This is a genomic window from Aliinostoc maniaoense (assembly GCF_058172895.1).
In genome coordinates this window covers 5860309-5883720 of the sequence record NZ_CP187952.1, presented here as the reverse complement: position 1 = coordinate 5883720, position 23412 = coordinate 5860309, and the positions used below count along the sequence as shown (strand labels likewise).

The 23412-nt window shown below is 42.1% G+C and carries 20 protein-coding genes; 14 read left to right on the top strand and 6 right to left on the bottom strand.

What is annotated here, in order from left to right; all coding sequences use genetic code 11:
* Nucleotides 1–635: 635 nt before the first annotated feature.
* A complete protein-coding gene (locus ACPZ3T_RS25700) occupies nucleotides 636–1520 on the top strand; it encodes a hypothetical protein (RefSeq protein WP_490272263.1) in 885 nt (294 codons plus the stop codon).
* Here the strand turns inward: ACPZ3T_RS25700 and ACPZ3T_RS25695 are convergent.
* Nucleotides 1508–1705 carry a hypothetical protein gene (locus tag ACPZ3T_RS25695; protein WP_490272262.1) on the bottom strand — a complete coding sequence of 66 codons (198 nt, stop codon included), beginning with the start codon at nucleotides 1703–1705 and terminating at the stop codon, nucleotides 1508–1510. The two genes, ACPZ3T_RS25700 and ACPZ3T_RS25695, sit on opposite strands and share 13 nt — an antisense overlap.
* Nucleotides 1698–3635 (bottom strand): GAF domain-containing sensor histidine kinase, encoded by a 1938-nt coding sequence (locus ACPZ3T_RS25690; RefSeq protein ID WP_490272261.1) that lies wholly within the window; start codon nucleotides 3633–3635, stop codon nucleotides 1698–1700. The genes ACPZ3T_RS25695 and ACPZ3T_RS25690 overlap by 8 nt, the downstream gene beginning before the upstream one ends.
* Nucleotides 3636–3726: 91 nt before the next feature.
* Between ACPZ3T_RS25690 and cobN the strand changes: the two genes are divergently transcribed.
* Both cobN and ACPZ3T_RS25680 read left to right on the top strand, forming a co-directional pair.
* Nucleotides 3727–8103 (top strand): cobaltochelatase subunit CobN, encoded by a 4377-nt coding sequence (gene cobN / locus ACPZ3T_RS25685; protein ID WP_490272260.1) that lies wholly within the window; start codon nucleotides 3727–3729, stop codon nucleotides 8101–8103.
* Nucleotides 8104–8109: 6 nt separating this feature from the next.
* Entirely contained in the window at nucleotides 8110–9333 is a 1224-nt protein-coding gene (locus ACPZ3T_RS25680; RefSeq protein WP_490272259.1) for a peptidoglycan-binding domain-containing protein, read from the top strand.
* A gap of 45 nt (nucleotides 9334–9378) precedes the next feature.
* Here ACPZ3T_RS25680 and ACPZ3T_RS25675 read toward each other — a convergent pair whose 3' ends face one another.
* Entirely contained in the window at nucleotides 9379–9831 is a 453-nt protein-coding gene (locus ACPZ3T_RS25675; protein ID WP_490272258.1) for an SRPBCC family protein, read from the bottom strand.
* A gap of 234 nt (nucleotides 9832–10065) precedes the next feature.
* Between ACPZ3T_RS25675 and ACPZ3T_RS25670 the strand changes: the two genes are divergently transcribed.
* Together ACPZ3T_RS25670 and ACPZ3T_RS25665 are read left to right on the top strand one after the other, a co-directional pair.
* Nucleotides 10066–11718 carry a mechanosensitive ion channel gene (locus ACPZ3T_RS25670; protein WP_490272257.1) on the top strand — a complete coding sequence of 551 codons (1653 nt, stop codon included), beginning with the start codon at nucleotides 10066–10068 and terminating at the stop codon, nucleotides 11716–11718.
* Nucleotides 11688–11903, top strand: a complete 216-nt coding sequence (locus ACPZ3T_RS25665; protein ID WP_490272256.1) for a hypothetical protein — start codon at nucleotides 11688–11690, stop codon at nucleotides 11901–11903. Before ACPZ3T_RS25670 ends, ACPZ3T_RS25665 begins: the two co-directional genes overlap by 31 nt.
* A gap of 26 nt (nucleotides 11904–11929) precedes the next feature.
* On the opposite strand, the gene argC is transcribed toward ACPZ3T_RS25665, so the two are convergent.
* On the bottom strand, nucleotides 11930–12898 hold the full coding sequence (gene argC / locus ACPZ3T_RS25660) for an N-acetyl-gamma-glutamyl-phosphate reductase (RefSeq protein WP_490272255.1): 969 nt from the start codon (nucleotides 12896–12898) through the stop codon (nucleotides 11930–11932).
* Nucleotides 12899–13006: 108 nt separating this feature from the next.
* Here argC and ACPZ3T_RS25655 point away from each other — a divergent pair, with 108 nt between their 5' ends.
* The 4 genes from ACPZ3T_RS25655 (at nucleotide 13007) to ACPZ3T_RS25640 (ending at nucleotide 19561) form a co-directional block, all read left to right on the top strand.
* Nucleotides 13007–13225: a hypothetical protein gene (locus ACPZ3T_RS25655; RefSeq protein ID WP_490277424.1), complete on the top strand. Its 219-nt coding sequence runs from the start codon at nucleotides 13007–13009 to the stop codon at nucleotides 13223–13225.
* Between the two features lie 58 nt (nucleotides 13226–13283).
* On the top strand, nucleotides 13284–13898 hold the full coding sequence (locus tag ACPZ3T_RS25650) for a hypothetical protein (RefSeq protein WP_490277371.1): 615 nt from the start codon (nucleotides 13284–13286) through the stop codon (nucleotides 13896–13898).
* Between the two features lie 659 nt (nucleotides 13899–14557).
* Nucleotides 14558–19000 (top strand): NACHT and WD40 repeat domain-containing protein, encoded by a 4443-nt coding sequence (locus ACPZ3T_RS25645; protein WP_490272254.1) that lies wholly within the window; start codon nucleotides 14558–14560, stop codon nucleotides 18998–19000.
* Between the two features lie 315 nt (nucleotides 19001–19315).
* Complete coding sequence (locus ACPZ3T_RS25640) at nucleotides 19316–19561, top strand: hypothetical protein (RefSeq protein ID WP_490272253.1); 246 nt, start codon at nucleotides 19316–19318, stop codon at nucleotides 19559–19561.
* Nucleotides 19562–19670: 109 nt separating this feature from the next.
* Here the strand turns inward: ACPZ3T_RS25640 and ACPZ3T_RS25635 are convergent, their stop codons facing one another.
* Nucleotides 19671–19832, bottom strand: a complete 162-nt coding sequence (locus tag ACPZ3T_RS25635; RefSeq protein ID WP_490272252.1) for a ribbon-helix-helix domain-containing protein — start codon at nucleotides 19830–19832, stop codon at nucleotides 19671–19673.
* A 172-nt stretch (nucleotides 19833–20004) separates the two neighbouring features.
* On the opposite strand from ACPZ3T_RS25635, the gene ACPZ3T_RS25630 reads away from it, so the two are divergent.
* The 5 genes from ACPZ3T_RS25630 (at nucleotide 20005) to ACPZ3T_RS25610 (ending at nucleotide 22583) form a co-directional block, all read left to right on the top strand.
* Nucleotides 20005–20562, top strand: a complete 558-nt coding sequence (locus tag ACPZ3T_RS25630; RefSeq protein ID WP_490272251.1) for a hypothetical protein — start codon at nucleotides 20005–20007, stop codon at nucleotides 20560–20562.
* Nucleotides 20559–20891 (top strand): helix-turn-helix domain-containing protein, encoded by a 333-nt coding sequence (locus ACPZ3T_RS25625; RefSeq protein ID WP_490272250.1) that lies wholly within the window; start codon nucleotides 20559–20561, stop codon nucleotides 20889–20891. Before ACPZ3T_RS25630 ends, ACPZ3T_RS25625 begins: the two co-directional genes overlap by 4 nt.
* A 124-nt stretch (nucleotides 20892–21015) precedes the next feature.
* Nucleotides 21016–21210: a hypothetical protein gene (locus tag ACPZ3T_RS25620; RefSeq protein ID WP_490272249.1), complete on the top strand. Its 195-nt coding sequence runs from the start codon at nucleotides 21016–21018 to the stop codon at nucleotides 21208–21210.
* Between the two features lie 281 nt (nucleotides 21211–21491).
* On the top strand, nucleotides 21492–22112 hold the full coding sequence (locus tag ACPZ3T_RS25615; protein ID WP_490272248.1) for a hypothetical protein: 621 nt from the start codon (nucleotides 21492–21494) through the stop codon (nucleotides 22110–22112).
* Nucleotides 22113–22196: 84 nt separating this feature from the next.
* Nucleotides 22197–22583 (top strand): HNH endonuclease, encoded by a 387-nt coding sequence (locus ACPZ3T_RS25610; protein ID WP_490272247.1) that lies wholly within the window; start codon nucleotides 22197–22199, stop codon nucleotides 22581–22583.
* A 274-nt stretch (nucleotides 22584–22857) separates the two neighbouring features.
* On the opposite strand, the gene ACPZ3T_RS25605 is transcribed toward ACPZ3T_RS25610, so the two are convergent.
* The gene (locus tag ACPZ3T_RS25605; protein WP_490272246.1) at nucleotides 22858–23406 is read right to left on the bottom strand and encodes a hypothetical protein; all 549 of its coding nucleotides are present in this window, start codon (nucleotides 23404–23406) and stop codon (nucleotides 22858–22860) included.
* Nucleotides 23407–23412 lie beyond the last annotated feature (6 nt).

Below are 23412 nucleotides of genomic sequence, written 5' to 3'. Positions count from 1 at the left end.
ATTGAGTCGTGAAAATTTTGGTGAAATTCGGTTAGTTTCATCCTGACATTGGCATTGTCAGGCGATACATTGGCGTTGTCAGACAATACGTTGGCATTGTTAGGGGATACATTAACATTGTCAGGCGATACATTATCATTGCTGGGCGATACATTGGCATTGTTAGGGGATACATTGGCATTGTCAGGCGATACATTAACAATGCCGATGGAGCAACTTATGTGTATACCGTAGATTTATAGCAAAGGAAGACAAAGCATAGTTTTGATGGAGTGAAGTAAAGCCGAGACTACAAGATAAATCATCGGGCGTAATTTGTAATTGTATTCTCTCAGCACAGTTTTACCATAGGTATTACACTTGACAGTGAAGACTAAAGAGTAATCTATTGATTGTTGGTGGATTTAAATCTACCATCATATCCGTGATAACTGATAACTGTTTGAAGCATACGCTCACTAAGTAAAACGACTTGAAAAAACCCAACTATGTAAAGTAATGTAAAAAAAATTGAATTTAGTTCGTAGTAAGGACTTTAGTCGTTAATAGAGGACTAAAGTCCTTACTACAAACCTTTAATTATTTACACCGTTCTACTTATTTGTTGTTGATTCTCTGCTGTTGATGAAAGTTCCATGTCAGAAAACAATTCTCCTGAAAACCAAGCTAATCAACCAGAACCGACAAACGAGTCGAGAAATCAACCACGTCAGAGGAGAGTGCAGCCTGTTTGGAAGGGGACAATTATTCAGATTCTCAGAGGAACGATCGCACTTTTAGAAACCACTGTCGATAAACTAGAGACAGCACCCCCTCCCGATAGTGAAGCAAAAGAAGGATTTTGGCGATCGCTCCCCTCTAAATGGAGTAGATTTTTACTTAGGCAAGTCCGTCCTTTTTTACCATCGAATTTATCTATCAAGTTGACGGATGAAGCATTAACAGGGATCATTGCCACCATCGCCGTGATTTTAGTTTGGACAACTACAACTGTTTTCAGTCACAAACCCACAGAAATAGCCACAGTTACCCCAGTAGAAGAACTTCCAACACCCACACCCACACCCACCATAACTACCCCACCCGAAGCACCCACACCAGAACCACAACCACCAGAGGAAATTACACCAACCCCAGAAGCAGAAATTCCTCCACCACCAGAACCAGAACCAGAACCAACAGCCACACCCACACCCACGCCAACACCAGTATTAGAGTTAACCCCAGAACAAAAATTAATTGCAGCCATTGAAAATCAAGTTGCAGAAATTAGTGATGCGATCGCCTCTGGCATCATAAAATCAATTCAAGCTAATTTCCGCACCAGTAGCTTAACTGTCAAAATTAATGATGATTGGTACAGCCTCAAACCATCAGAGCAAAATCAACTAGCCGCAGACATATTACAACGTTCTCAAGAATTAGATTTTGCTCATTTAGAAATCATTGACTCTCAAGATAGGTTAGTAGCGCGTAACCCGGTTGTGGGTAGTGAAATGATTATTTTTCAACGTACATAGTGTAGGGGTGTAGGGGTGTAGGGGTTTAGGGGTGTAGGGGTGTAGGGGTGTAGGGGTGTAGGGGAAGTAAATTTTCCCTTATCTACCTTGTCTACCTTGTCTACCTTGTCTACCTTGTCTCCCCTGCCCCCTGCCCCCTGCTCCCTGCCCCCCGCCCCCTGCCCCCTTACCACATCTCTACTCACTACTCAACACTCCCATTGGCTGAGATGGTATCCAGACTGTAAAAATTGAGCCAATTCCTACTGTGGATTCTACTTCAATGCGACCTCGATGTAGTTCTACTAATTGTTTAGTTAACGCTAAACCTAAACCTGTACCTTCGTAGCGACGACGATAGGGGGTATCGAGTTGTTGAAATTTTTCAAACAAGAGTGGTAATTTGTTTTCAGGAATGCCAATACCTGTATCTTCAATTTGAAAAATAGCAGTGTCATTTTCTACCCACAAACGTAAAGTTACGCTGCCACCTTCAGGGGTAAATTTAATGGCATTGGTTAATAAATTCCACAGGATTTGTTGTACTCTGACTATATCGGCAGTGAAGCGATCGCGTCTGGGATCGATTTGTAAATCTAGTTTGAGACTCACTTGCTCAGTTTGAGCTTTATCTAATAATGCTTCTATGGTATTTTCTGCGAGATTAACTAAGGAAAATTCTGCAATATTTAATGCTGCTTTTCCTGCCTCAATTTGAGATAAATCGAGGATATCGTTGATCATTTCTAGGAGATGTTCGCCGCTATCGTGGATTGTTTGTAAATAATCTCGTTGTCGTTGAGTCAATTCACCTAAAGGCCAACGTAATAATGTAGATGACATCCCAATTACGTAAGTTAGAGGGGTGAGCAATTCATGGCTAATGGTAGCTAAAAATTCGTTTCTGAGACGACTAGCAGCTTCTGCTGCCATTAAAGCATCATGTAAAGCCATTGTGCGCTCAATGACTCTTTGTTCGAGGGTTTGTTTTTCTTGAGTGAGCGATCGCATTAATTCTGATTGATGAATAGCGATCGCTAATTGTTCAGCAATGGAAGTCAATAAACTTTTTTCGCTTTCAGTCCACTGATGAGGATTGTAACATTGATGAGCAATCAGCAAACCCCAAAGTTTATCTTCAAACATAATTGGTGCTGCTAATTTTGCTCTGACTTGGCTTTGTCTTAAAAAATTTAACAAACACTCTTCCAGAGCGTAAGATTTTTCAACATCATCGACAACTAAAGTAAAACCTTGACGATATTTCTCCCAACATGGGGAAGTTCTAGCAAAACAAGTTTTTTCCTGGTAATCTAATATGGATGGGATATTATCTGTAGCACGAGCTTCATAAACTATACAACCCCCATATTGTTGTAAATCTTGCATGGGAGAGCGTCGAGAATTGTAATTATTGACTCGTGAACCATCAAATTTATATATTACTAATCTGTCTAATTCTAAAAACTCTCTGACTTGGGCAATTGCCGTTGTCATAATCACTGACAAATCTAGGCTTTTGCGAATTTGGGTTGTTACTTGATTCAGTAGTCGTTCTTGAGAAATTTGTTTTTTTAAAGCATCTTCTACTGGTTGACAGCTATAAACTTCTGGAACATCTTTGAGTGTAGATGTTAGTAATTCACCGTTCGCTTGAGGAGGTAAAAGAGATTCTAATAACAACAAAGAAAACTGACTTTGTAGGGTAGCATCATTAGGTTGGAGAATTTGACGATAATATTCTAGATGTTGATAAGTATCAGAATCACATCCAAACAAATCCCGTAATTTTAAAATAAAGGAGGCGATCGCTTCTACATCAAATGTCAGCCTAGTATAAAGTAATGACTCTGTATAATTATCTCCCCCCTGGGTTAAAGGGATAAGTTCTTCCCACAATAAATTCTTTTGATCTTGCTCACCCACTACCAACGCACTAAACCGCTCAGAAACTACCAATGTAAATCTCTGTTTTTCCCACTCTACAGGTACGCGCACCCTCGACAAAATCGCTTCTGTGAGTACCAAAGCAGGAGTTTCTACTGCTTGAGTCATTTGCTGCAACAATTCCCCAAGTTGATTAAATACAACTAAAGGTAAATTTCGAGAAAAGCTCAAATCAGGAGAACTAAGCATTTTCAATGGTTTTCTAAGAGGTTTAGGGTTCTGGGCTGAAATATTGTTTGATTATGTTCTAACCAACAGTTTAAAGCGGTAATACAGGATTATGCATCGTATAAGTACCACATCGGTAGGGTTGAATCAGTCAGAAGGTGTAATTTTTCTAGAACAAACTCCAGCAAGCTTTGTATTTATTACAGCTGCTGATACCGATATTCAAACTCTGGCTGCTACAGTCCCCCAATTACCTGCAACATTTCCTGCATTGAGAGTGGCAAATTTATTGCTGTTGCAGCAACAAATAAGCATTGATACTTATGCCGAACAAGTTTTAGAACTTGCCCAAGTAATCATTTTGCGCCTTATAGGAGGACGTTCCTATTGGGCTTACGGTTTAGAAGTAGTGCAAGAAATTGTTCAACGTAATGGTGTAAATCTAATTGTAATGCCAGGAGACGATGCTCTCGATCCTGAATTGTTTTCTCAGTCTACCTTGCCTGTGGCTACTGTTAACCAAATATGGCAGTATTTCAGTGAAGGTGGCATAAAAAATTTCCTCAACGCTCTGCAATTTATTAGCGATAAATGTTTAGCAACTGCATATAACCCAGCACCACCCCAGGCCGTTCCCCGTGTGGGGGTGTATGGGGGGGATTGGGCAGGGGAGCAGGGGGGCAGGGGGGCAGGGGAGCAGGGGAGCAGGGGGGCAGGGGAGATAGGGGAGGCAGGGGAGACAGGGGAGACAGGGGAGACAAGGGGGACAGGGGAGACATATTTACCCCAATGCTCCATGCCCAATGCCCAATTCCCAATGCCCAATGCCCAATTCCCAATGCCCAATGCCCCATGCCCCATGCCCAATGCCCCATGCCCCATGCCCAAAGTTGGTATCTTGTTTTACCGCGCTCATTATTTAGCAGGTAATACTAAAGTTATTGATGCGTTGTGTGCGGCTTTGTGTGCTAGAAACTTGCAGCCTTTGCCGATATTTGTTTCTTCTTTGCGCGATCCTGATGTGCAATCAGAGTTAATGGAGTTTTTCCAACCCCAAAACTCGGAACAAGTTGCAGTATTACTCAATACAACTAGTTTTTCCTTGGCACGGTTAGATACAGAAACACCCCAAACGGAACTCTGGGAAAAATTGGATGTGCCTGTATTGCAAGTTATTCTCAGTGGGGGATTTTTAGAGCAGTGGGAAGCACAATCTCAAGGACTTTCACCCCGTGATATTGCAATGAATGTTGCCCTACCGGAAGTAGATGGCAGAATTATTAGTCGTGCAGTGTCGTTTAAAGCTGTACAAACGCGAAATGCCGACTTAGAAACAGATGTGGTAGTGTATGAACCAGTGAGCGATCGCATCGAGTTTGTGGCTCAACTGGCAGCTAATTGGGTCAAATTACGTCATAAACCACCCCAAGAGCGCAAAATAGCCCTGATTTTAGCCAACTACCCCAACCGTGACGGACGTTTAGCCAATGGCGTGGGCTTAGACACACCCGCCAGTTGTGTAGAAATCCTCCAAGCCTTGCAACAAGAAGGCTATTTAGTAGAAAATCCCCCTAACAATAGCGATGAACTCATCGCACGTTTAACCGCCGGTATCACTAATGATCCCGAAGGTAGAGACTGGCGACCAATACAACAAAGTTTATCAGCTGAAGAATATCAAGCTTATTTCGCCTCTTTACCCACGGCAGTACAGGAGGGTATTGGGGAGAGATGGGGGATTGGGGAGTGGGGAGTGGGGACTGGGGACTGGGGACTAGGAGACAAGGGAGACAAGGGAGACAAAGGGGACAAGGGGGACAAGGGGGACAAGGGGGACAAGGGGGACAAAGGGGACAAGGGGGACAAGGGGGACAAGGGAGATTTTTACACCAATGCCCAATGCCCCATGCCCAATGCCCAATGCCCAATGCCCCATTCCCAATTCCCAATTCCCGGCATTCAACTCGGCAATATATTCGTCGGTATTCAACCATCACGGGGTTATGACCTTGACCCTAGTTTGAATTATCATGCGCCGGATTTAGAGCCAACCCATAACTATTTAGCTTTTTATTATTGGGTAAGGGAATGTTTTGGGGCTGATGCAATTGTTCATGTGGGCAAACATGGCAACTTAGAATGGCTACCCGGTAAGAGTTTGGCATTATCTCACACTTGCTATCCTGAAGTGGCCTTTGGTGCGATGCCTCATTTATACCCATTTATCGTGAATGACCCCGGTGAAGGTTCACAAGCCAAGCGGCGCGCCCAAGCGGTGATTATAGATCATCTTACGCCGCCGATGACCCGTGCAGAACTATATGGGGCTTTACAAAAGCTAGAAAATTTAATTGATGAGTATTATGAGGCCGAAAGTTTAGATCCTTCCCGCTTACCAGCATTGCGCGATCGCATTAAAGAATTAGTCATCGCAGAAAATCTTTATAAAGATTTAGGTATTCAAGACCAAGCAGACATTTTGAATTTTGAATCTCTCATTTTAAACTCAATAGATGGCTATCTATGCGAATTAAAAGAAGCACAAATTCGGGATGGATTGCACATTTTTGGGCAATGTCCCCAAGATAGACAATTACGAGATTTAATTGTAGCGATCGCCCGGATTCCCAACCGCTATTCTCCAGGTATTACTAGAGTTTTAGCCCAGGATTGGGGTTTAGACCTAGACCCCCTCACCGCCGATTTCAGCAGCGAACTATCCCCAAACGACCTACAAATTTTAGCCCAAAAAACTCAAAATCCCTGCCACACCGCCGGGGATGCCGTCAGTACTCTGGAGGAATATGCCGCGTTATTGGTAGAGGAAATGATGAGGCAGGGGGCAGGGGGCAGGGAGCAGGGGGCAGGGGATATAGGGGACAAGGGGGACAAGGAAGACAAGGGAGACAAGGGGGACGAGGGAGATTTTTACACCAATGCCCCAATCCCCAATCCCCAATCCCCATGCCCCATTCCCCATTCCCTAAACTGGATTAATACCAAACTCCTCCCGGCACTCCAACAAACTCAGATGGAAATCACCTATCTGTTGCGGGGACTTGATGGGAAATACGTTCCTAGCGCACCGTCAGGCGCACCGACAAGGGGAAGACCGGAAGTTTTACCTACAGGGAAGAACTTTTACGCGGTGGATATTCGGGCTATTCCTACAGAGACGGCTTGGGATGTGGGCAGAAAAGCCGCCGAAAACTTGATTGAATGCTACACCCAAGAACATGGGGAATATCCCCGAACTCTCGGCTTATCTGTGTGGGGAACAGCCACTATGCGGACAGGGGGAGATGACATTGCTGAGGCGTTAGCGTTGCTGGGTGTTAGACCGGTTTGGGATGGTGCAGCACGGCGGGTTATTGATTTAGAAATTCTTCCCTTGAGCATTTTGGGAAGACCTCGTGTCGATGTCACCTTACGTATTTCGGGATTTTTCCGGGATGCCTTTCCTAACTTGATAGATTTATTTGAGCAAGCCGTCAACGCCGTCGCCGCATTAGATGAACCACCAGACCAAAACCCTATAGCTACCCAAGTCAGGCAAGATACTGAGTTATGGTTACAACAAGGTTTAACCCCTGAAATCGCTGTAGAGCGATCGCTTTATCGTATCTTTGGTTCAAAACCAGGTGCTTACGGTGCAGGACTCCAAGGCTTAATGGCATCCCAAAACTGGCAAAATGACCAAGATTTAGCCCAAGCCTACATCAACTGGAGTTGTTACCCCTATGGGGGAGGAGGGGGGCAGGGAGGAGGGGGGCAGGGGAGCAGGGAGCAGGGAGCAGGGGATATAGGAGACAAGGGAGACAAGGGAGACAAGGGAGATTTTTACGCCAATGCCCAATGCCCCATGCCCAATGCCCAATTCCCAATTCCCAATTCCCAATTCCCCATGCCCAACCCCGAAGCCTTCACCCAACGATTAGCCCAAATGCAAATTGTCTTGCAAAACCAAGATAACCGCGAACATGATTTGCTGGATTCTGATGATTATTATCAATTTCAGGGGGGTTTGACGGCGGCGGTGCGCTCTATTCAAGGAAAGAATCCTGAAACTTATTTTGGCGATCATTCTATTCCCTCTCAACCACGCGTCCGGCAACTGAAATCAGAAATTGCACGGGTGTACCGTTCTCGTGTAGTTAATCCTAAGTGGATTGCAGGTATGATGCGCCACGGCTACAAAGGTGCATTTGAAATGTCAGCAACTGTTGACTTTTTATTTGCCTATGATGCTACGGCTAGATGTGTGGAAAACTATATGTATGAGGGTGTCATGCAGGCTTATTTGCTTGATCCCGTAGTTTGTGAGTTTATTCAAGAAAAAAATCCCCATGCTCTCCGTGATATTGCGGAAAAATTATTAGAAGCACACCAGCGCGGTTTATGGGAAGATGTCAATATCCAAACATTAGATAATTTACGCAACTTAGTACATCAAGCTGAAGCAGTTATTGAAGAAAAGTCAGTGGTGTAAAAAAATATGGACAATATCGCGTATTTACATCTAGCTTCCGCCTACGAAGGTAGCGAATCCCATGATTTACTTGTGTTTCCTGCTTTATTAGATACAGCCACCCTACCCGACTGGAAACGTCTATCTAGTAAGGCTTGGAAATATATGTTACCCCTTGCTCTCACCCTGTCGGTTCTCGGTAATGTGACTAGTGTTTGGGCATTAGAAAGGGGAGATCAAGGCCCTTCTGTGAGAAATCTGCAAGAAAAACTGCAAAAGGCAGGTTTTTATCAAGCACCTATTACTCAAGTCTATGATTTCCCGACAGAAGAAGCTGTACGACGTTTTCAAGCTGCGGCTGGTTTACCTGTAGATGGTATCGTTGGGGTTAGCACTTTAGAAAAATTGGATAACTGGCGTGCATCTCCGGTGATTATCCAATCACCAAAAGTTACTCTTGTCAGTAATCAAACAACCGTCACACAACCTACCACTAACGCTAGTACCAGTACCAAACCACAACCAACTAGCACTGCTAACACACAAACCCGTACTAATGCAAATAACACCAAATCAAAACCAGTTGTAATTGCTAATTCAGTCACCAAAAAACGCCAAAGTCCCAACTATCTAGCTAAAGGCGATGAAGGTGAGGAGGTGAGAGTGTTACAAGAACGCTTGCGAGCCGCAGGGTTTTATTACGGTAACGCTACCGGCATTTTTGGGCCGATAACTGAAGAATCTGTCAAAAGGTTTCAATCAGCTTATAAATTAGATATTGATGGTATTGTTGGCCCTGCCACAATGGCAAAATTACCGCCACTGGGTGTAGGTGGAAGAACCTCTAAACCTCAGCCAACAGCCAATAAAGATCAACTGCGTCTAGGCGATCGCGGTGAAGCAGTAAGATTATTACAAGAACAGTTAATTCAAGCCGGGTATTTAAAAGGACAACCCAACGGCTACTTTGGCTCTTTCACAGCAGATGCAGTCAAAAGATTTCAAGCTGGTAATTATTTAGCCGTGAGTGGCATTGCTGGGCCTACTACCAGAGCTAAATTACATAGTTTAGTTAGTAAAACACCCAAAAGCGACTTTAGTGTTTTAGAGATTCAAAGACGACTGCAAGCGAGAGGGTTTTATAAAGGCCAATTAAATGGCTTAATGGCAGAAGATACCAAACAAGCCATCAAGCAAGCACAAGAATTTTACGGTATTAGCTTGAATGATATTAGAAGCGGACGCTTTTAAATCTCAAAAACCGGGTTTTTTGAGAAACCCGGTTTTTGAGATAATTTAACAACCAATTTGCACAGCCTCAGCTACTCGTTTGAGACGACGTAGCTGTGCTTGCATATCTTCTTTTGTCCACTTGGCAGCGAAGGCATTAAAACCCCAACTAACTATGGGGTTAGGAATCTCAAATTCAAAACGGTTGACTAATAGTGTACCTTGTGGTATGGGTTGACATTCCCAGCGATCGCATCCTTGAAAAAATCCCTGAAATTCCCACACGACTAAACCCGGTTGGCGTTCTATAACAACACTGTTTAAAGTTGGTTGGATCACAGGTATTTGAATGACAAAGCGGCTTTTACTACCTATATCTGTACTCCAACTTCCACCCACCGGTTCACAACGCAACACAGGATTAAGCCAACGGTGCATTAGTTCTAAGTCGGTGAAACAATTTTCTACTGCGGTAGCAGTGGTATTAATTTCAATTGATTGCTCCAAAACTTGGGACATTCTAGATGATTGTGTGGTAGCTATGTTTAGTTTAATTCACACTCAACCCTCAACACTCAACTAAACTGTAAATTGATCATAAGAGAAGTAAAAAAATAATCTGATACTCAATTGCACATACTTTTCCTGGTAAATTAATACGCAAACACCAGTGCAGTACTTAAGGGTATTGTAAAAAAAGACTCTAAGCAAGTAATCTGTACTGGTGATGCACACTATTAATTCCGAAAAACCATGAACACAACTTGGCAAGGAATATTCCAGGTAGGAAGCATAGATTGGTCACAGACGATGCGGCTATTAGCTGAGTCTCCCAGCCTATCCTTAACTCAACCAGGAGTTAACCAAGGAATCGCTGATGTGCAAGGAATTTTTCAACAAGTGATTCAGTTTACACCCCGCTTACTAGGAGCAACTGCTCTTTTGTTGGTGGGTTGGTTGATTGCTGCGGCAGTTGCATTAGTAACGCGGCAAATTCTTAATCGCACAGACATAGATAATAAGATTGCGGCTGGCATAACAGGTCGTGAAGATGTCCCCCAGGTAGAGAAATTAATCTCTAACTTGGTGTTTTGGAGCATCATGCTCTTAACAGTCGTAGCTGTCTTGCAAACTTTGGGTTTGGAGGTAGCTTCTCGGCCACTGAATACCTTTCTAGAACAAGTAATTGGCTTTTTGCCAAAAATTGTAGGTACAGTGATCCTGTTAGGAGTCGCCTGGTTTTTAGCTTCAATTGTGAAACTTGTAACAATACGTGGGTTGCAAGCACTCAGATTAGATGAGCGATTGAATCAAGATGCAGGGGATGATTATCTAACACTTAATCGCCTGTCTTTGAGTGAAACAATTGGTAATGCTTTATACTGGTTTATCTTTCTGCTGTTTTTAGTGCCAGTGTTAGATACTCTGGGACTGAAGGAAGCACTACAACCAGTACAAGCTCTGATTACCCAGATTTTGTCAATTCTGCCCAATATTTTGGCAGCAACACTAATTGCAGCACTTGGTTGGTTTTTAGCTAATGTAGTGCGGCGAATTGTGAGTAATTTGCTAGCGACAACTGGTATTGATCATTTAGGTAGTAGATTTGGGCTATCTTCTGCTTCAGGAATGCAGTCTTTATCGGCACTCATCGGTACGATAGTCTACATTTTAATCTTGATTCCTGTAGCGATCGCATCTCTCAATGCTTTAAAAATTGAGGCGATATCTCTACCTGCGATCGCTATGTTACAGCAGATTCTTAATGTCTTACCTGCTGTCTTTACAGCCATAGCAATTCTCATCCTCGCCTATTTCTTGGGACGATTTGTCGCTGATTTAGTTACCAGCATCCTCACGAGTTTAGGCTTCAATAATATTTTCGCTATCCTTGGTCTACCTGTACCCACAGCACAAACAGTTACCGATACTGAAAGTGCATCTACACCGAAAATTCCGACTCGTACCCCATCGGAAATTGCAGGTATTGTAGTTTTAGTTGGGATTTTATTGTTTGCTACCGTAGCAGCAGTTAATATCCTGAATATCCCAGCATTAACAGTTTTACTGACTGGGATTCTGGTAATTATTGGGCGAATTTTATCTGGGTTAGTAGTTTTTGCTATTGGCTTATTCTTCGCCAATCTTGCTTTTAACATCATTAGCAGTTCCGGCAACCGCCAAGCCAAAATTTTAGCTCAAGCCGCCCGGATTTCCATTATTACCCTAGTTTCGGCAATGGCATTGCAACAGATTGGGATTGCTAGTGATATTGTCAATTTAGCATTTGGATTGTTATTGGGTGCGATCGCCGTTGCTATCGCTTTAGCCTTTGGTCTTGGTGGTCGAGACATCGCCCGCGAACAAATGCGAGAATGGTTAGATTCTTTCCAGGAAAAGAGTTAATCATCGAGGCAGGGGGCAGGGGGCAGGGGGCAGGGGAGCAGGGGGCAGGGAGACAAGGGAGACAAGGGAGACAAGGGAGACAGGGGAGACAAGGTAGACAAGGGAGAAATATTTACCCAATGCCCCATGCCCAATGCCCCATGCCCCATGCCCAAAATTCTTTAATTTTGAATTTTGAATTTTGAATTTTGAATTGATATGCCCAATGCCCTCAAAGCCCCAAATCTTCAGGAACGCCCAACATAATATTTAGATTTTGTACGGCTGCTCCTGATGCACCTTTTCCTAAATTGTCGAGACGTGCCACTAATAAAGCTTCTTGGGTATTGTCATTGGCGAAGACAAATACCTGTACAATATTGGTGTTATTCATCGCCATGACATCCAAGAAAGTCCCGTCTCTCAATAAAGTTGCATCTTGGAATGGAGCTACCTGGACAAACTTTTCCCCTGCATAGTATTGTGCGATCGCCTGATAAATAGCTTCCCCTGATGGGGGATTCTCCAAAGTCCATAAAGGCAGAGGTATTTGTACTAACATCCCTTGAGCAAAATCTCCGACAGCAGGAACAAACAACGGCGGCGATGCTAACCCAGAGTGTTCCTGCATTTCTTTAACGTGCTTATGCCCAAACTGTAAACCATAGATACCGTAAGGATAAAGCCCAGTTGTTCCCTTTTGCTCCTGATGAAAACTATCGTACTTTTGGATTAAATTCTTACCGCCACCAGAGTAGCCAGACACCGCATTAATTGTGATGGGAAAATTATCAGGAATGATCCCCTGAGCTATTAGAGGACGCATACAAGCCAAGAATCCCGTAGGATAACAGCCAGGATTACTGACAAACTGAGCATGAGCAATTTTTTCTCGTTGTTCTGGGTTCATTTCTGGGAAGCCATACACCCAACCCGTAGCTGTGCGATGGGCGGTACTAGCATCTAAAATTTTTACTGTATCATTAATTACTAACCCCACCGCTTCACGGGCTGCATCATCAGGTAGGCAAAGAATTACCACATCCACAGAATTGATAATTTTTGCCCGTTCAGTTGCATCCTTGCGCTTCGATGCCTCAATACTGACTATCTCAAGATCATCCCGTTGCGTCAGACGCGAGTAAATTTGTAACCCTGTAGTTCCTGATTCACCGTCAATGAAAATTTTAGGTTTATTCATAAATAATTCCTCATAATCAATGTTTGTCCCGGCAGTTAATATGACTGACGTAAGCCCCGACATAGGAAATTTATCTCTCAGTGTATCAGGCAGTTAGTCGCGCGGATTATGTCTGATTATCTCCAATCCAGCGATCGCTTCGCCAAAACTATCATTTTTCGTGGTAAAACTGACCATTTCTGCAAGAAATGGCACTCTACAGAACAGAAGCAAGCTATTATTCAGGAGTTACAAGAATTGGGTGTACCTTTGGAAGCGTTAGAAAAAGAGATTGATTGTGACGCGCAGATACGTAGGGGCAGGTTCACAGATATTCTCAATTATTAACGATGATTTGGGTAAACCCGCCCCTACCCAAATTATTAATAATAACGAGGCATTAAGAATGGCTTACAGTGATTTTAGCCTGTCAAAAGTTAAAAATGATTTTGGCTTAACCTTGGACGAAAGCCTTAATTTATTTGTTGACACCAAACCAGTATTACCATCTGCAACTTTAAAAACTTTGCTTAGTGATTACATTCCCTTAGCGACATCTATTTCTACTGAAAAAGCTAGGTCAGAATTTTTAATTGCGCCAATTTTAGCCGAAGTTAGACGATTATTAAATAACCAAATTTCTCTGTTTTCGGGTAATGAGTTTAATGTTGATGCTCAAAGAGGTTTACAAGGGTTTTGTGATTATATTATTAGCGGTTCTAAAGAGCAATTATATATTACTGCTCCGGTAACTATTATATTTGAGGCTAAAAAAGAAGATATTATTGGCGGTCTTGGTCAATGTGTGGCGGCGATGGTGGCGGCGCAGATATTTAATCAAAGCAAGGGTAATGAGGTTGAGCGCATCTATGGTTCTGTGACTACAGGAACTAACTGGAAGTTTTTATTTTTAGAAGGCACGATTGTTTATATTGATGAGATTGAATATTATATCAAAGAAGTTGATAAAATTTTAGGAATTTTGCTGCAACCTTTTCAGCCTGTTTTGACTGCTGTTTAATTATCTCTACACCATTTACCTCATCTTTGGTCTAAAAGTGTCTAAAAATGCCCAATATTCATTACTGAACATAGAATATTAGCTGTATTTTTCTTAGTGGTTAAAAATCCTAAAACCGTTGAAACTCACTGGTTTTAACGGTTTGTTGTAAATGCCAGGAACCAGACTTGAACTGGTGACACGAGGATTTTCAGTCCTAGTTAAAACTACCATATTTCAATATTTTCAGGCTAATAATTTGAACTTTACACCCTTTTTACACCCTTTTTAGAGGTAACTTACACCCATAAGTAAAGAAACCCAAAAACTCAAGAGAAAATTCATTCCTATTTAAATTTAAAATTTTGTTTCTTCATTTGTTTAAAACTTATATGTTGACAGAGGCAGTTAAATATGTATGTATGTGGATTTTAAGGAAGTAGGGTTAAGTTGAGCCGATCAATTGGTTTGCAATATTAAGAACCAAAACAGTGAAATTTTTTCGCTAACACAACACAATATATATTTTAGTGATGGCGATCGCCGCTTGATGAGCGGCGAACTCATAATTAAGCAATGCTTGAGAAAGTATAAAAGAAAACTTTTATAGCTCAGATATCCCTTGTAATAGTAATTAAGTCTTATTTAGCAAGGTAACTCTGTATTTTCGGGGTGTCGTGATGAGCTTAATTAACTTGGATCTAGTTATCAACGCAATTACTAGCATTGCCAATCCTTTGATTAAAGAAAAAATTCTGCGTAGTGAGACAGTAATTAAGTTACTCCAGCAATTTAACCTTGATCCAGAGCATCCACCTGCGGATTTTAGCGGTGTTTACGCCTATGCCCTAGTAGAATACGGTGTTGGCAAACCAAAAGCATTTCTCGAATTATTTCGACAAGAAGCAATTAAGCAGGCTTTTCGCAAAGCATTAGATCATAATAACCCCTCAATTTTGCTGTCTGAGGTTGATGCTTTTCTTGATGCTTATACTTTGGGAGATGAAATCAGAAGCTTAGAAATGGACGTGAGAAGAGAGGTAGCTGCATTTGCGACTGTGTTTATTGAAGTTGCCAAACGCAGTCGCACACCTGCTGATGTCTTAATGAGTCAGCAGATTGGTTCTTTACATAAAAGGATTGCTAGTATCCAAGAACAACTGGAGAGATTGCCTACACTGGAAGGGATTCGGACAGAAATAGCACGATTAGCAGCCCAGAATTATCCAGTATTAACCGGAGCAGTAACGGAAAATAAATGTAGAGCGATCGCACTTGCCCAACAAATGCGAGGATGGTTTGAAACCTTGGGCTACCGCCTAGAAAAATATGAAATCTGGGCAGAAGAATATTTTGAATGGATTATTAACGTTCCAGTCCGCCGCAGTTATGACCGCATTCTTGTACGTGGCGTTGCGGGAGAAGTGGGACTGAGTGATGTTATGGCGTTGCGTCAATCAGTTAATCAACAAAAAACTGATGAAGGCTGGTTAGTAAGTACCCGACGCATTTCCCGCGCAGCCAGGGATGAAGTCAAGAAGGAAGAAAATCGTCACCTTGACTGCTTTACATTTGACGAACTGATTGATTTAGATGCTGACTTTAGTGGTTATCTTGATTGGTTAGAAGCGGAAATCAAACACCGAAAGATTGATCAAAAATATGTTCCGCTTGCTTGTACTAAAGAAGAAATTGATCCAGTAACTAAGCGGCGAATTGGTGTCAGCCGTTATGAAGCAGAAGACGGCTGGATTGATGGTTACATTGACTTATGGCTGGATGACCCTGCTAAAGAACATATTTCCATTTTGGGAGAATTTGGCACAGGTAAAACTTGGTTTGTCTTTCACTATGCTTGGACAGCACTCCAACGTTACAAGGATGCTCAAAGACGTGGTGTTGAACGTCCCCGTCTACCTTTAGTAATCACCCTGCGTGACTTTGCCAAGGCTTTAAATGTAGAAAATGTTTTGGCGGGTTTCTTCTTTACTCAACACAATATCCGCTTAAATAGCGAAGTTTTTGACCAACTCAACCGCATGGGTAAATTGCTGCTCATTTTTGATGGTTTTGACGAAATGGCAGCAAAAGTTGACCGCCAACAGATGATTAACAACTTCTGGGAACTGGCAAAGGTAGTAGTTCCAGGTTCTAAAGTTATCCTTACCTGTCGTACTGAACATTTCCCAGAAGCTAAAGAAGGACGTGCTTTACTCAATGCAGAACTACAAGCCTCTACGAACAAACTAACTGGTGAAACACCACAATTTGAAGTTCTGGAACTGGAGAAATTCAACGATGAGCAAATACGGCAGGTTTTGCTACACCAAGCTGAAGCAGCCACAGTTGAAGAAGTCATGGGCAATTCGCAATTATTAGACTTAGCCCGTCGTCCAGTGATGACTGATTTAATTTTGGAAGCATTGCCAGATATTGAGTCCGGTAAACCTATTGATATGTCACGGGTTTATCTGTATGCAGTGCGGCGCAAGATGGAACGAGATATCAAAGCAGAACGTACTTTTACTTCCTTGGCAGATAAGCTCTACTTTTTATGCGAACTGTCTTGGGAGATGCTGTCTACTGATCAAATGAGTCTGAATTATCGCTTGTTCCCAGAACGTATTCGTCGCTTATTTGGTTCTAGCGTTCAAGAGGAGAAAGATTTAGACCACTGGCATTATGACATGATGGCGCAGACGATGCTTGTCCGCAATGCTGATGGTGATTATACTCCAGCGCATAGGTCGCTGTTAGAGTTTTTTGTGGCATATAAATTTGCCGCAGAGTTGGGGGCGTTAGCTGAAGATTTTACGGAATTAGCCCAAGCACAGTCAGGTTTGGATAGTAATGCAATGCCTGTTGACTATACTTGGTCTGGTTATTTTTCGCGTTATGGAAGTGGTGAGGCTTTGGCCATTGCACCACTAAGAACATTTACAAGTGAATCTTTAGATAAGTTGAGAGAGACTGTTGGTAAAGCATCACTGACAAAAGCAGTGATGGATTTGCTGTTGCCGATATTAGGTAATAATGAGTCCCTAATTAAAGTTATTGAGGCAACACAGGGTAAAAGCGAAGACGAGGTTAGCTATGTTGGAGGAAATGCTGCGACATTAGCAGTGAAGGCTGATAAGGCTGTGTTGGAAGGGAGGAATTTGAGTGGTGTATTTATAAAGGGAGGTGATTTCACTAATGCTAGTTTACAACTAGTCAATTTTACTCAGGCAAATCTTATAGATTCTATTTTTGCTAAATTATTAGGTAGTGTTTTGGGAGTAGCATTTAGCTCCAATGGTAAACTCTTAGCCACAGGAGATGATGATGGCGTTGTTTGTTTATGGGAACTCGCCAGTGGAAGAGAAATATTTGCCTATAAAGGTCACACTAACTCAATACGAGCATTAGCTTTCAGTCTTGATGGACTAACTCTTGCTAGTAGTAGCGATGACTCAACAGTGCGATTATGGCATATAGACAGTGGTGAATGCTTCAACACCTTACAAGGACATACTGATTCAGTACGTGCAATCACCTTCAGTCCTGATGGTAAAATCTTGGCTAGTGGTAGTGCTGATCAAACGATACGATTATGGCATTTCCACAATGGTGAATGCTTCGACATTTTACAAGGACATACTGATTCAGTACGTGCAATCACCTTCAGTCCTAATGGTAAAATCTTGGCTAGTGGTAGTGCTGATCAAACGATACGATTATGGCATTTTCACAACGGTGAATGCTTCGACATTTTACAAGGACATACTCATTGGGTAAATACTATTGCTTTTAGCCCTGATGGTAAAATCTTGGCTAGTGGTAGTGCTGATCAAACGATACGATTATGGCGTTTCCACAACGGTGAATGCTTCAATATTTTACAAGGACATACCCATTGGGTAAATACTATTGCTTTTAGCCCTGATGGTAAAATCTTGGCTAGTGGTAGTGCTGATCAAACGATACGATTATGGCGTTTCCACAACGGTGAATGCTTCAATATTTTACAAGGACATACCCATTGGGTAAATGCTATTGCTTTTAGCCCTGATGGAGAAATATTAGCTAGTGCTAGCTCTGACCAAACAGTTAGGCTAGAGAATATTAAGACTAATGAATCTGTTAATATTTTGCAAGGGTACAACGATTGGGTAAATGCTGTTGCCTTTAGTCCTGATGGAGAAATCCTAGCTATTGGCAGTGATGAACACAAACTATATTTATGGATAATATCTAGTAATAAATGCTTAAATACATTGCAAGGACATACTGATTATCTAAGTGCAGTAACCTTCAATCCAGATGGTAGATTACTTGCTAGTAGTAGTAATGACCAAACGGTGCGATTGTGGGATTTCCATAGTGGCCGATGCTTAAATATCTTGCAGGGACATACTAATACTGTAAATTCAGTAACCTTCAATCCTAATGGCGAGATACTAGCTAGTGCTAGTGCTGATCAAACTATACGATTATGGCGTTCACAAAATGGTCAATGCTTAAATACTTTGCGGGGACACACTAGTTCAGTACGTACAGTTGCCTTCAGTCCAAATGATGAAATCTTAGCTAGTGGTAGCCGTGACCAAACAGTACGATTATGGAATATCAACAGTGGTGAATGCTGTCGCGTTTTAGAAGGCCATACTAGCTTAGTACGTGCAGTTGCATTCAGTCCCGATGGTAAAATTCTTTCCAGTGGTGGTGCTGACCAAACAGTACGATTATGGAATATCAATAGTGGTGAATGTTACCTAATCTTAAAAGAGCATACAGGCTGGGTAAATTCAGTTATTTTCAGTCCCAATAGTGAAATACTAGCCAGTAGTAGTGATGACCAAACGGTACGATTATGGAACATCAACACTAGTGAATGCTTAAGAGTATTACACGGACACACAAATTGGGTAAATTCAGTTGCTTTCAGTCCCGATGGAGAAATCCTTGCAACTGGTAGTGCAGATGGTACGGTTAAACTTTGGGATGTTAATACGGGAGAATGCTTTAAAACATTCAGAAGCGATCGCCCTTATGAACGCATGAACATCACAGGAGTTAAAGGCTTAACTGAAGCTGAGAAAGCCACGCTTAAAGCATTAGGTGCAGTGGAAGACCGAGAGTAAAACTGGAATGATAACGGAAGCGATGTTGAGGTGATCGCCCACTTTTTCACTAGCATTGATTTGGTAAGAGCGATCGCCCATTAGCATCATACAAGGTAGGGGCGGGTTCACAAATATCATTAACTATTAACGATTATCTCTGTGAACCCGCCCCTACTTACGGTTCAATTGGGTTTGGGTATGTAATAATACTGCGTATGCTTGTATACTTCTCTAAGATTGTCATTTGCGCTCATCCACACACCTACTACGACAATATCTAAAATTACAAGTTAATTCCCCCTATTGATTCGCGTATAATTTACGCGAACCGCGTTGTCTTTTCCACATCCCGTGAAAAGTCAGGATGAAGACACCGTAGATAATGCTTTAACTCAGTTCAGTAATCAATGCTTAGATGGTTATGATTTGTTCATTCTGGAATCAATGAAACAAGAATCAATCAACAAGATAATTACTGATGATGGTGATTATGTGACAGTGCCAGGAATTCAGGTATTTACTGCTAATCCAGGGGCGATCGCCGCAGCGCAAAATCAAGGCAAACTTATAACTAGATAAGCATTGTCCTCAAAAACTGCCAGAAATTACACAGCCGTTACCCACCTCTTCAAAACCAACTGGGTACAGTGTAGTGCAATGTGCGATCGCCTCTTCAACCAACTACAAATTATTTCGGTGTAATAGTCCCGTCATTCTGAGCTTGTTTAATCGCTCGTCTCAAAATTAACACCGCCATTTGAGACAAAGAACGCTCCTCTGCATCAGCCAATTGTTGCAGGGCTTCTTTGTCTTTTTCTTCCATGTAAATAGTTACAGTTACTTTTCCCATATCACCATCATAAGCTATCTTGTGTCTTTTTCTATTAAACACACTAAGACGCATAAATTAACATAAAAATACACTGTGTTTATGTATAATTACTGATAAGTCAAAAGCCAGCCATCAACTTTCTCAGGGCGGATGCTGGCTTTTGGCCCCCATATCACAGGAGACATATACAATGTTAAACCCTGTTCGCTATAAAACAGAAGAACACCGAGCTGATCAACAAACCGACGATGATTTTGGCATCACCGAATTACTAGCAAAACTCAAAAACTACTCTGACGCAGACTTTGATAGCATCTGGATGCAACTCCAGCCGCAAGAACTAGAAACTCTAGCGGCAATTCTGATTTCTGCGTTAACTCACAGCATTAATGGTAAATTGCTTGCTGCTTATCTCCATCTCATCAGGCACAATCACCAAGATATAGTCTCAGGCTTGATTAACCTGAAATACCCAGACGCATCTATTGAGCTTCCCGCTAACTTTCCTGATGTAGCCAAAACACCCAGATTTTTATATGGCGATCGCCTGCGTTGGCTTAGTAATGAAAGCGATACTGACTGGGGTATTGTCATTGGTCGATTTTATAGCTTTGCTTCCCACCGTTGCTGCTGGAGTTGGTGCTATCTAATTTGGTTAAGCAAAGATTGCCCTAGTGCAGCTTGGACATCTGCGGATATTGCTTGGGAAGAAGATTTAGAACCAATGAGCGAGGAGGCATATTTATGAATCCTCATCCACTCAAGCAGCGAGAGCAAGATTTGATGCAATTCTACAGTTATTGTCAGTTGGGTATGACTCCCAAGCAGTTTTACGCCAAGTGGCAGGTGAGTTATGAAGAAATGGCGCAGATTTGCTCTCGTTCCCTTTCCACTGTGCGACGCTGGTTTGCAAGAGGTAAAAACTACCGCCGCCCTATGCCAGCCGATTTACGCCACCTGGCTCTGATGAACTTTTTGCTGGAACACTTTGAGGAGATTCCCGAAGAACTGTTGAAAAACCTGTGTTTCCCAGACGAAAGTAGGGGCGGGTTCATAGATATCTTTGAGGATAAATGAGGTTATTTGTCAACCTGTCCCTACCGCATTTAATTGCAATATCAAAATGATATTTCTTGCCAGCCACCTTCACAGTAGGCTGGCTTTTGTCTTGGAAATTACAGATAATGACCAGGAGAATTTGATGACATACCTTGAAAAGCTCAGTCCTTGGTGCATAGTCCGGCTGTCACCTAATATGCAGAACCGGATTGTCGCTCGTTTTCGTCGCCGCAGCGATGCCGAGGCTCATTTACAAGTTTTGCGCCGACTTATCCCCAATGTCAGTTTTAGACTGATTTTCGATGTAGCTTTAGAACAGCAAAACCTAACTGCTTGAAATCAACAATATCAATGATCCGTATTTAGCGATCCTAGCGATCCGAATAAACCACATTTTTGTGATCCGCGATCGCATACCAGCACCAAAAATCATGTCATAGCATTATTCAGTCTGGTGGGAAGTTGCGCGATCGCCAGGATACCAAACTGAAAACTATTGATTGGCGATCGCCACTAAAGTTTAATTTCTGGCAACTAACAAATCAAAGTCAAGCAAGGAGGTTTCAAGCTGAAACATACTCCCGTAATTTTTGCTGAATTTACACCTACTGTCTGAATATGGCCAACATTCTGCAAGCAAAAGTTTCAATTGAGGGAACTAGAACACTTGCCATACACCACTTTGGCGTTGATGCTTTACCGCTAGAAGCTAAAGAAAAAGATGGTGTCGCTGGTAATAGTCCCAATGAGTGGAAAAAGACCGTCCTCATGGATGAAGAACGCCAGTTATTTCTGCTGCCAACATACTTTTTTGGCTGCATCAAGTATGGCGGTAAAACTGTGAAACGGGGCAAAGGTAACTTACTTGCAGACATTGCCAGCACCCTGCAAGTCATGGACGACCAGATTTATATCTGTAATGGCGACGGGCCAATTCAGTTACCAGATCCACCCCAAGTCATTGAAGCAGGAACTACCAAAAGTGAGAAACTACCTGATATTTATGTCGAAGTGATTGGTGTACGTAACCCATCCACTAAAGCCAGGAACATCCGTTACCGTGTGGCAGTGAAACCTGGATGGCGATGTTCGTTTACAATTCTGTGGGATTCGGTTGTTGTTGATCGAAAGTCATTAGAGACAGCGATCGTCAACGCTGGAACATTGGTAGGTGTTGGCGATGGCAGAGGAAGCATTGGTTACGGCAGATTTGAGCTAAAGGAATTTAGCATACTTTAAATATTTGGTTCGTCAGGTTTCGTTAAGGCGAGTTCCGTCACCTTCCGTCTCGTCATGTCATGTTTTGTTAAGTCGAGTTAAGTCATGTCTGTTGAACTTTACAAACAAGTCAAGCAAAAACGCCAACATCCAAACCTGCCTGTTTACCAATGGAAGCGTCAACCGCTTGAACAATGGAAGATTTCTCGGCAGTGTATCTACACCAGAGACGAGGGATTGTGTCAAAGTCCAGATAACCAACCACCAAAAGTCAATGGATTGTGTCAAAGAACAGTCAGTTTAAAAACTGCTCACATCGACCACATTCACCCATTGTCATCTGGTGGCAGTAACCATGCTTCTAATTTGAGAACTCTTTGCCCCATCTGCCATGCGCTTCGGCTTGATCGCAAGCATGATGGCATGAGAAATAAACTCGTCAAGAAAGGTTTAATCCCTGTCAACTGGAAACAGTTTGTTTGGGATGGTTAATACGAGTATATTTAACTTGATTAACAACTAATACCATCTTCTAAAAGGTGAGATTTACTTACTTTTAGTTAAGACTGACATGACTGGAATAACTTTTTAAAATCAAATATTTGGTGATTTAAGAAGGTATTGTATAGGTCGAGAGCCTTGACTATAAAAGGCTAAATAGGTTTTCTAGAACTAATTAGATATTAGACCTCTTGCAGTTCCTTTATTCCCATACTTAAGATAAACAAAATATTTGACCAACAGGAAAGCAGGCGATCGCTCCTAGTCAAGTTTGAGATAAACTAGCAGGTAGTTCCCATTGCTCACAATCACATGACATAGCTGGGCTGTCAGTTGCTCTACATCCAAATTTTTGTTGATGCTCAAGAATCTCAGTGGTTTGCACTTTTTTACAGCGTTGTGCTTCTCTACCTTGGCTCATCAAACTGTAACAAAGCTTTTCGGCTGTCTCCTTATCAATTTGTGCATTAAAATGTAACGATTGCACATACAAGCAACCGCCTTCTGGTACTGGTTGAAAATTTATACCAACTTCTTTTAATTCTGTTTCTTTAATCGCAATAAAATCAAGATTTTGATTTTTAGGACTTCTATTTGCACTCAATGATGCCACTACACCATAGAATTCTTGTTCTGTGTTAACCAGCCAAAGACTATATATATTGTCTGGTTCTTTAAAGAGTTTTGCTGCTGCTAATCTAGCACGTTCAGCTAAGTTGGCATCCCCTTCTTGCGGATTCCAACTAGCACAGCTATCTATTTTACGAATATAAACAGGGGGTTCTATCCCAAACTCTGATAGAGTAGGCAGCATAAGTCA